Origin of the sequence: Brachyspira pilosicoli, assembly GCF_019402445.1 — a bacterium.
GTDB lineage: Bacteria > Spirochaetota > Brachyspiria > Brachyspirales > Brachyspiraceae > Brachyspira > Brachyspira pilosicoli_B.
Genome location: NZ_SRZM01000111.1, coordinates 1 through 10,198 on the forward strand (window position 1 = coordinate 1; position 10,198 = coordinate 10,198).

The 10,198-nt window shown below is 26.1% G+C and carries 9 protein-coding genes and 1 pseudogene; 2 read left to right on the plus strand and 8 right to left on the minus strand.

Annotation, left to right across the window (positions count from 1 at the left end):
• Positions 1-149 precede the first annotated feature (149 nt).
• The 6 genes from E6A48_RS04400 to alaS all read right to left on the minus strand — a co-directional run bounded on the left by E6A48_RS04400 (position 150) and on the right by alaS (position 5,974).
• Entirely contained in the window at positions 150-536 is a 387-nt protein-coding gene (locus E6A48_RS04400; RefSeq protein WP_013244181.1) for a Fur family transcriptional regulator, read from the minus strand.
• A gap of 96 nt (positions 537-632) precedes the next feature.
• Positions 633-1,604 (minus strand): D-alanine--D-alanine ligase family protein, encoded by a 972-nt coding sequence (locus tag E6A48_RS04405; protein ID WP_219708835.1) that lies wholly within the window; start codon positions 1,602-1,604, stop codon positions 633-635.
• A gap of 60 nt (positions 1,605-1,664) precedes the next feature.
• Entirely contained in the window at positions 1,665-1,955 is a 291-nt protein-coding gene (locus E6A48_RS04410; RefSeq protein ID WP_013244179.1) for a hypothetical protein, read from the minus strand.
• Entirely contained in the window at positions 1,955-2,752 is a 798-nt protein-coding gene (locus E6A48_RS04415) for a hypothetical protein (RefSeq protein WP_219708836.1), read from the minus strand. Before E6A48_RS04415 ends, E6A48_RS04410 begins: the two co-directional genes overlap by 1 nt.
• Positions 2,753-2,761: 9 nt before the next feature.
• Positions 2,762-3,379: a HEAT repeat domain-containing protein gene (locus tag E6A48_RS04420; RefSeq protein ID WP_219708837.1), complete on the minus strand. Its 618-nt coding sequence runs from the start codon at positions 3,377-3,379 to the stop codon at positions 2,762-2,764.
• The gene (alaS, locus tag E6A48_RS04425) at positions 3,380-5,974 is read right to left on the minus strand and encodes an alanine--tRNA ligase (RefSeq protein ID WP_219708838.1); all 2,595 of its coding nucleotides are present in this window, start codon (positions 5,972-5,974) and stop codon (positions 3,380-3,382) included.
• A gap of 233 nt (positions 5,975-6,207) precedes the next feature.
• On the opposite strand from alaS, the gene E6A48_RS04430 reads away from it, so the two are divergent.
• A complete protein-coding gene (locus E6A48_RS04430; RefSeq protein WP_219708839.1) occupies positions 6,208-7,365 on the plus strand; it encodes a glycosyltransferase family 2 protein in 1,158 nt (385 codons plus the stop codon).
• Positions 7,366-7,367: 2 nt separating this feature from the next.
• On the opposite strand, the gene E6A48_RS04435 is transcribed toward E6A48_RS04430, so the two are convergent.
• On the minus strand, positions 7,368-8,366 hold the full coding sequence (locus E6A48_RS04435; RefSeq protein ID WP_219708840.1) for a glyocosyltransferase: 999 nt from the start codon (positions 8,364-8,366) through the stop codon (positions 7,368-7,370).
• Positions 8,367-8,447: 81 nt separating this feature from the next.
• The gene (locus tag E6A48_RS04440) at positions 8,448-9,572 is read right to left on the minus strand and encodes a glyocosyltransferase (RefSeq protein ID WP_219708841.1); all 1,125 of its coding nucleotides are present in this window, start codon (positions 9,570-9,572) and stop codon (positions 8,448-8,450) included.
• A gap of 157 nt (positions 9,573-9,729) precedes the next feature.
• Between E6A48_RS04440 and E6A48_RS04445 the strand changes: the two are divergent.
• Positions 9,730-10,198, plus strand: a pseudogene (locus tag E6A48_RS04445) (alpha-1,2-fucosyltransferase); the annotation flags it as partial.

The window sequence follows — 10,198 nt, forward strand, 5'->3', positions numbered from 1 at the left end:
GTCCGCACCGCGAAGGCGGGAAAAAGAACAACAACAATTTAATACATATTATTTAGCTTATATAAAAAACATCTTAAAAAATAAAAGCCATTTTTTTAATTAAAAATGTTTTAAGTATAAAAGAAAATACCTACTCTTTTAATAAAAAATTATTCTGATTTGCAAGATTTACAAATGCCTATAAATACAATGTCATGTTTATCTATTTCTACATTATACTTTTTAGAAACAGCTTCATCTAAATCTTTATTATAAGGCAAATTAATATCTATTAACTTTTTGCATTTATCACATTGAAAATGATAATGCTCGCCTGTGATATGGTCAAACCTTACAGCATCGTCTATTATAGAAATCTTTTGTATCTCATTATTTTCAGAAAGTAAATTAAGATTTCTATAAACTGTTCCTAAACTAATAGATGGAAAGTTTGGTTTAATATAATTATAAACCTCTTCTGATGTAGGGTGATTTTTTAATTCCCGTACAGCATTTAATATAACTTGTTTTTGTATTGTGTTTCTGGTGTTGTTCATATTTTACAAACCTCTTATGAAGAAATTATTTATAATTAATAATTAATATCATTTAGTATAATATACTAATTTTTTAATATTTGTCAATAGATAATTTTATACATTTTTATAAGCTAAAGAAAGTATATATAAAACAACATCCTCAAAAGGCATATTAATATTTTTTGCCATAGCAGGTATATCTGAAGTATTTGTCATACCGCCTTGAGTATTAACTTCCATCAAATTAATAAAACCATCTTCAGCAATTATTGCATCTATTCTGCAAAGACCTTTACAACCTAAAACATCATAAGCCTTTTTACAATTTTCTATTAATTTTTTTTCTATTTGTTTATCCAATTTAGCAGGTATTTCCATTTCTGTTTTTCCTGGAGTATATTTAGCATCATAATCATATATTTCATTTTTTGGATTAATACCAAGTATAGGAAACACATATATATCATCATTATCGCCTACAAGACCAACTGTTACTTCTTTACCTTTAATGTATGGCTCTAAAAAATAATTATTAGTATCTTTTATATCTTTGACAATACTATCAAATTCATCTTTAGTTTTAATTAAAGAAACACCCACACTAGAACCGCTTGAAATAGGTTTTAATATTATAGGGAAATTAAAAGATATATTATTGTTTTTTATAGCATCTTCAAGAAGCTGAAAATCAACAGTAGAAACATTAGAAGAAAGCCATATTCTTTTTGTATAAACCTTATTCATACAAAGAGAGCTAACCAAAGTGTTTTCGCCTGTATATTTAATATTAAGACAATCCAAAAGACCTTGAATAGTACCGTCTTCTCCAAAAGTGCCATGCAATATATTATAGCAATATTCAACATTTTCTTTTTTTAGAGTTTCAACCAATTCATAATGGTCTTTTACATCTATTAATATTGTGTTGTCTTTTAATTCTTTGTAGGAAGTTAAAGCCTCAAAAACATTCTTGCCGCTTCTAAGAGAAACTTCCCTCTCATCACTTATTCCGCCATGAAGAACAGCTATTTTTTTTCCTTCAAATTCTTTTAATGTTTTATTTTTTAATTCAGTAGTTAATAGCATATTTAATTCCTAATAAAATTAATAGAAGTTTTTTGATAATAAAAAATCTATATATAATATTTAAATAATATCACATATAGATTGTATAATACTTACTTTTTTTCTCTCTCTCTCGCTTAAAGGAGCATATTTAGATTTATACATAACATCATTTGCCAAATTAATAAACTGCTCTTTAATCATCTCGGCAGCCTCTTTCGGAGTTTTACCAGTACCCCTAATAGCTAAATCATCATTACTAATAACATATCTATCATTATCAAGTTTTGTAATATAACCTTTTAAAGGTCTTTTAAATCTAAACTCATCAATATCACTAAAACTTAATTCTATTTTTTGTCTATCTGCCATTATTTAATACCTGCCTTTTTTGCATAATCTTCATTAGTTAAACTAAATGTCTTTTGAGTAAACAAAATATCATTAGTACTAAAAGCATATGGCACTTTATTTTTTAAAGTGTATACTCCATTAGATACTGCTTCATCTATTATAATATATAATTCATCAGCATGCTTCTGTTGAAACTTTACAACATCCGCTATTACTATTTGATAGTTCATCTGCTTAGTAGGAGAACCAGTATCCCCTATGATATAATAAGAATATCCTTCTAAAGTATCAAGCCATAAATTATTTCCATTTAAATCATACATATCAAAGTTTATATCAATACTCTGTGCCCAAAAAGACATTTCAGAATTAGCATACATAACTCCTGATATATTTTTATCTCTAAGTAAAGAAATCGTATCATCATCTAATTTATTTGTAGCTATAGTTCCAGTGGCAGCCACATAATCTGAGCCTAATATATAATGATTCGGAAGTTTAGAAAAAGCCAAAGTACCTAAAGCCTCTTCTAAAGTTACAAGTTTTATTAACTCACTTTGAGAATTAAAATTACTTATAAAACTATTTAATACAACATCAGCATATATTTCTGTATTTAAATATTTTAATCTATCTATATTTACATTAGTCATACTCTTTGGGAAAGTAAAAGAAGCAACGGCAACTATTCTATTTGTAGATATTATATCATCTACAACTACAACAGAATTTCCCATACTTTTGCATGAGAAAATAAAAATACTTATAAAAGAGAAAATTATTAATAAATAAATTATTTTTTTATTAACAAACATATATTCTTTTTACATTCCTTTTTCATTTCTATATTTTAAAACCTGCTCTATAGTAGATTTTACAGCATAATCATTATCTGTAGAAGAAAGCAAATTAAGAGAACGGTCAACCCTATTATCTTCATAATCTTTTAAAGCTTCAATAGCGGCCATTCTCACCCATTTGTTTTTACTAGATAAACTTCCAAGTATAGAGTTTAAAAGTTCAGGAGCTTTCAAATTACCTGCAACTTTCAAAGCCTCTATCTGTACCTGCAAATCAGTATCGGATATAGCCCTTTTTATACTATCTATTGCCTCAGGAGTTTTAGCATCCAACTTTCCAAGCCCATGTATAGATAAACATCGAACATTAAAATCAGGGTCTTCAACACTAGACTTCAAAAAATCACTATAAGCTATCTCTGCCTCAATATTTCCAAGTACCCATATAGCCTCAGCTCTTACCTCTCTTCCACCATTTTGTGCAGCATTAAGTACCTCTAATAAAACCTCTTCATCATCTTTATTATTTTGCAATTTCTTAGAAGCCCTATTAACATCATCAAGCCTTCTTAAAGTTAAATCTTTCTGTGAACAAGATACAGAAAATAATATTATAATGATAATACTTAAAACTTTTTTCATTTATAAACTACTCTTTATTTTATTAATAGCCTCTTTTGCTTTTTCGATATTTTCTATAGAGCCTTGAGCAAAACTATCTTTTCCGCCACCTCTGCCACCAGCAACTGATATTATATCTTTAATTAAAGAATTAGCCAATATGTTTTTTTCTTTTAAAGCTTTTCCTGTAACTTGAACTATTATAGAATTATTTGTTTTACTTATCATAAAGGCTATAGAATCTTTAACTCTCTCTTTTATAGTATCAGCATAAAGCCTTATATCTTTTATATCTTCGTCAAACTCCAAATTATAAAACTTAATTCCATTTAAATCTTCGCAATTATCTATAAACGCTTTAGAAGATGATCCTGATGTCTTTAATTGTTTATTTTCTTTTTGTAATTTTTTTATTTCTGTTTGTAAGTTTTCAGCTCTAATTGTAAGCTCTTCCACTTTATTTGCATTAAGTATATGGCTTAAACTTTTTACTTTATTAAATAAATTTGTAGCCTCTCTAGCAGCATTAAGCCCAGTAATAGCCTCTATTCTTCTCACACCGCTTGCAACAGAACCTTCACTTACTATATGAAAATAACCAACTTCAGATGTATTTGTCAAATGACTGCCCCCGCAAAGCTCAACAGAAAATCCTTCGCCTATATCAAGTATTCTTACAGTATCAGGATATTTCTCTCCAAATAATGCCTTAGCACCTGAAGCTATAGCCTCTTCTTTTGGCATATATTTTATCACCGCAGGCATTGATTTAAATACTATTTCATTAACTTGATTTTCTATATTTATTAATGTATCTTCACTAATAGAATCTGGATGAGTAAAGTCAAATCTCAAATAATCTTCGCAAACAAAACTTCCTGCCTGATTAATATGATTACCAAGTGTTAGTTCCAAAACCTTTTGAAGTATATGTGTTGCTGTGTGGTTTTTTCTTATAGCACTTCTTCTATCGAAATTAACTAAAAGTTTTATCTCTTCTCCAACTTTTAATTTTTTGTTAGCACAATCAACTATATGTATAATAGTGTTTTCTTTTTTTTGCGTGTCTAATACTTTTAACTTTTCTCCGTTAGAAATCTCTATAAAGCCATTATCTCCAACTTGTCCGCCCATCTCTCCATAAAAAGGTGATACCTCTGTAATTACAGCTACATTAGAAGATGATGCACTTTCTTTTTTCTCTCCATTCTCATATAAAGCTACTATTTTTGATTTTACTCCGTTAATTAAACTCTCCCTCTCTTCTCCAACATATTTAGTTTCATAATTTTCAACAAAACCAAATTTTGATTTTTTATCTTCTCCTGTTCCCCTACTTCTTTTTTTCTGCTCTTCCATTGCATCTTCAAAGCCTTTTTTATCAACTGTAAAACCATGGTCATTAGCTTCTTCTTCTGTAATGTCAAAAGGAAGTCCGTAAGTATCAAAAAGCATAAAAGCATCTTTACCTGATATTACTTTGCTTTCTCTATTTTCTTCCATTACACTGTAAAGTTTATTCATACCAGCTGATATTGTGCTTAAAAATTTATTCTCTTCTTCTTTTAATATCTTTTTAATATTCTCTTCTTCTTTTGGAAGATAATCATATATATCTTTATAAACATTAATTACAGCAGAAGTAAGCTCATTTAAGAAAGCACCTTTATGTCCTAAATCATTAGCAGTTTTTAAAGCCCTTCTTAAAAGTCTTCTTAAAACATATCCCCTTCCCTCATTAGACGGCTTACAGCCTTCAGCCAAAACAAACACCAAAGCCCTTAAATGGTCAGCTAATAAATTTATTTTTGTTTTATTATTTCCTTCATATTTAACATTAAGCTTATTTAAAATAGCATCAACTATAGGCTTCATTACATCAGTCTGATAATTGCTCTCAACTCCCTGCATAATATAACAAAGTCTTTCAAGTCCCATTCCTGTATCTATACCAACATTTTTAAGCGGTGTTAAATTGCCATCAACATCTTGAAAAAACTCATTGAATACTAAATTCCAAAACTCTAAATACCTCTCGCAATCACAACCCACAAAACAATCAGGCTTGCCACATCCTTTCTCTTCACCCATGTCAATATAAAGCTCACTGCAAGGTCCGCAAGCCCCAGAATCTCCAGCAGGTCCCCAGAAATTATCCTTCTTCCCAAGTCTAACAATTTTCTCTTTTGGTATACCTATATGCTCGTTCCAAATCTTAAATGCATCATCATCTTTCTCATAAATAGATACATATATTCTCTCAACAGGAAGCTTTATTACCTGTGTAGAAAACTCCCAAGCAAATTCAATAGCCTCTTTTTTGAAATAATCTCCCATAAAACAAAAATTACCAAACATCTCAAAAAATGTATGGTGTCTTGCTGTTTTACCAATGTTCTCTAAATCAGAAAGTCTGAAACATTTCTGTATGGTAGCAACTCTTGAATATGGTGCTTTTTTTATTCCAGCATAATATGGCTTAAACTGAAGCATACCTGCTGTTGTAAATAATAAACTAGGGTCATCTATTGGTATTAACGATGATGATTTCTCTATAGCATGTTTTTTACTCTTAAAAAACTCTTTAAACTTTTCTCTCAATTCTAAATGCGTCATAATATCTCCACTATAACATTATGTATTAAAAAACTATTATATTAAAAATTAACTCATTAATAATATAATTAAATGCCTCGTTTTGCAAGCTAAATTTACAAATAAACTATTTAATACATTATATCATAATAAATAATACTCTATACTAATTTTATAATTGACAATAGGATATACTAGTTTATAATATGCAAATTATCTATAATAAAATATAAATTCTATATGGATATATTTTTATGTATAATATAAAAGTAAGTGTAATAATACCTGTATATAATGTAGAACCTTACTTAAAAGAATGTTTAAATAGCATCATCAATCAAACCTTAAAAGATATTGAAATTATATGTATAGATGATTGTTCTACTGATAATAGCTACCAAATATTAGAAGAATATTCTAAAAAAGATAACAGAATAATTATCTTAAAAAATGAAAAAAATACAGGAGGACCTTCTACTGCTAGAAATAAAGGAATAGATTTAGCTAAAGGTGATTATTTGTACTTCATAGATTCTGATGACTATATAGAAAATAATTTCTTAGAAGAAATGTATAATACTGCCAAAGAATATAATACTGATATAGTAAGCAATTTAAATATTATAGAAAATAATAATAATAATTATATATATTATCAATATAGTATATATAATATACTTAAAAAAAATAAATTAAAAAATACATGTTTAGAAGGTAAATCTAATATTAATATAAAAGATTTAAAATATAATACTTTAGAGTTTCCATTCGTTGTCGTATGGAATAAAATATATAGAAAAGAAAGTATAATAAAAAATAATATAAGATTTTTACCTTATACTTTATCAAAAGATGATGGAACTGAAGACGAACATTTTTTTTATCAAACTTTATTACACAAACTTACATTTTCCTACAATCATAAAGCTAAATATTTTTATAGAAAATTAAATCAATCTTTAGTAAATTCTAGAAATACATTAATGGCATATTATTTTAGAATAAATAATTTTATAGAAAATTTTAATAATTATAATAATATAGAACTATTTTATCAAAAAATATTTAATTCATTTTTTGATGCTTTTAATAGAACTATTGTAAATAATACAAATGTAAAGGATATAAATAAAGAATATTGGTATTTACATGATATTGCTAATAAAATAAATATTAATATATTTAATAATTCTGAATCTAAAAACTATTTATTAGTAAAATTAAATAAAACATATGAAAATTATTTGCTACAAAAACAACTATTTGATAATATAGATAAATTAGATGATAAAATAAATCAAATAATAGAAAGACAAAATAATAAAATAGAATTTTTTAGTATTTATAATCTAAAAGATATAAAAATAATTCATATCTTTGGAATAAAAATTACAATAAAAAAGAAAAATTAAAATTATATTCCTATCTTTCTATATAAATCATCTCTGAATTTATCTCTCAACTTTCTAATAGGTATATACCAAGCTAACTTATTTACAATACTTCTTATATTAGATATTATCATATTTAATCTATACTCAGTGTTTGGAAGCACATAATGGAATTTTTTAGACATAGAATCTTCATCTATAAATAAATTTCTTTCTATTTTATTAGGATGTATAATCTCTTTAATTTCATATGAAGCCATATTAGAAAGTTTATCTTTTTCATTATGGCAATGCGTAGAATCATTACCCCAACCTATATTACTTACAAGATTAACATTAGGACATATACACAAACCATCATTGGCTAATATACTAAAACTCCATTGATAATCCCAAGTATTAATTCTTTTTGTTATATCATCGTTTGTCATTATCTTCAATACATCTTTCCAATAATCAATATATAAATCAGAAAAATATACTTCTTCTATTTTTTTAGATATTAAATCATATGAATACTTTTCTAAGTTATAATCATAAAGCTTCCAAGCCCTTCTCCAAGTAGCCCAACCCCAACATCTCTCCATAGAGGAAAAATAATAACTATACTTAGAGTATGGTTTACCTATATGATTGCTATGTATATGCATTATCTTTTCATTATCTTTATAATAATCCAATAACTCTTCACAAAAATAAAAAAAAGATTGATTGGGTAAACAATCGTCTTCAAGTATTATACCATCTTCTTCATTTTCAAAAAACCAGTTTATAGCACCAGATACAGCTAAACCACATCCTAAATTCTCATCCCTAAATAAAGTTTTTACTTCACAGTCCCAATCTACTTCTTTAATAATTTCTCTTGTAGAGATACATTTTTTATATTCACCTTTTACATTTTTTCTTGGTCCATCTGCCGCTACATATAGTCGAGGTGGTTTTGCTTCTCTTATTGCTTCAAAAACTTTGCTAGTTGGATCTGGTCTATTAAATATCATAAATAGAACGGCTTTTTTCATAAACACTAACCTTACTTTTATATATTAAAAAGTATATAGTATACACTTAAATTAAGCAATAAAATATGATATATAAATAAATTAAATACCAATTTTTTTATATAAATTCTCTCTAAACTTATCTCTTTGTTTTCTAAAAGGTATATACCAAGCTATTTTATCTATAATAATTTTTATGTTAGCAATAATATTGTTTTTTGTATTATCTAATTCACAATTAATCATTTCTAATTGTTGTATTCTAGCATTTAATTCTTGAACATTATTTTCTAATTGTTGTATTTTAGTACTCAAATCTGTTTTATCATTCTCTAACATTTGCATATATTCTTCAGCGTCTTTAAAAGAAAATCTATAATGACAAACATATTCATCAATATCTATATTAGTTTCTACTTTTGGTGGATGAATTATTTTATCTATATTTGATATAGGAGTATTTGCTAAATAAAAATCAGGATCAAGACAATGAACACTATCTATGCCCCATCCTATATTACTTACTAAATTTACATTGGGGTCTATACATATACCTTCTTCTTGAATTATTGAAATAGTCCAAGTATATGACCAACTATCTACTTTTCTTTCTTTTTGAATTTCAGGATTTTTCATCATATAAGCTATATCTTTCCAATGTCTTCTCATATATGCATCTTTATATATCTTATCTATTTTTTGGCATATATCTTCATAAGAATATTTCTCTAGATTAGTATCATAATATTTCCAAGCTCTTCTCCAAGTAGCCCAACCCCAACATTGCATTATAGAAGAAAAATAATAGCTATATTTTGTGCAAGGCTCTCCATAATGAAAACCACCTATACTCATTATTTTTTCATTATCTTTATAATAGTCTAATAACTCTTCGCAAAAAGAAAAGAAAGATTTATCTGGTAAACAGTCATCTTCAAGTATTATACCATCCTCTTCATTTTCAAAAAACCAACTTATTCCGCCAGATATAGATAATCTGCATCCAACATTTTTTTCTCTAAATAAAGTTTTTACCTCACAATCCCAATCTACCTTTTCAATAACTTTTCTAGTGGCCATACACTTTTCATATTCATCTTCTACATCTTCTCTTGGTCCATCTGCTACAACATATAAACGTGGCGGCTTAACTTCTCTAATAACTTCAAAAACTCTATTAGTTAACTCTTCTCTTTTAAAAATTATAAAAAGTACTGCTTTTTTCATACTAAACTCTAAAAATGTATTATGTTTATTATAACAAATATATATGTACTTGTCAATTTTTTTGATATTATATATAAAAAATAAAAAACTTGAAAAATAGTATTATTTATATATAATTATTTTGTATTTTATATAATTAATAATTTTAGGTCTATTAATGAGTAACAACAATTCAATAGTAGTAATGCAAGTATGTGATGGTTTCACAGATCAAATTCTTAAATTATCTTTTTCTATTTTCATTCGTGATACATTTAATAGAAATGTTAAACTAGATTTAACTTTTTATGATAATAATAAAAAAGATTTTTTAGGTATAGATGATAGAGAGTTTATATTAACTAAATTATTTAATAATATAAAATTTGAAGTAGCTACTCAAGAAGAAATAAAAAAATCTAAAGAAAATTTTATAGACCATACTATTGGTAAAGATAAAATATTATCTGAATTAAAGAAAACAAATAAAAGTATATATTTAGATCATAAAATAGTATGGATAAGATATTTCTATAATCTAGACTTTACTAAATATTTTTTACTTGATGATTATTTATATAAACTATTAAATGATAGACAAATAAACATTTTAAATGATATTAATAATAACGAATCTATAGCTATAC

Excerpts from the sequence above, each read along its gene's own strand:
- E6A48_RS04400 (WP_013244181.1), bottom strand. The coding sequence starts at position 536 with ATGAACAACACCAGAAACACAATACAAAAACAAGTTATATTAAATGCT.
- E6A48_RS04405 (WP_219708835.1), bottom strand. The coding sequence starts at position 1,604 with ATGCTATTAACTACTGAATTAAAAAATAAAACATTAAAAGAATTTGAA.
- E6A48_RS04410 (WP_013244179.1), bottom strand. The coding sequence starts at position 1,955 with ATGGCAGATAGACAAAAAATAGAATTAAGTTTTAGTGATATTGATGAG.
- E6A48_RS04415 (WP_219708836.1), bottom strand. The coding sequence starts at position 2,752 with ATGTTTGTTAATAAAAAAATAATTTATTTATTAATAATTTTCTCTTTT.
- E6A48_RS04420 (WP_219708837.1), bottom strand. The coding sequence starts at position 3,379 with ATGAAAAAAGTTTTAAGTATTATCATTATAATATTATTTTCTGTATCT.
- alaS (WP_219708838.1), bottom strand. The coding sequence starts at position 5,974 with ATGACGCATTTAGAATTGAGAGAAAAGTTTAAAGAGTTTTTTAAGAGT.
- E6A48_RS04430 (WP_219708839.1), top strand. The coding sequence starts at position 6,208 with ATGTATAATATAAAAGTAAGTGTAATAATACCTGTATATAATGTAGAA.
- E6A48_RS04435 (WP_219708840.1), bottom strand. The coding sequence starts at position 8,366 with ATGAAAAAAGCCGTTCTATTTATGATATTTAATAGACCAGATCCAACT.
- E6A48_RS04440 (WP_219708841.1), bottom strand. The coding sequence starts at position 9,572 with ATGAAAAAAGCAGTACTTTTTATAATTTTTAAAAGAGAAGAGTTAACT.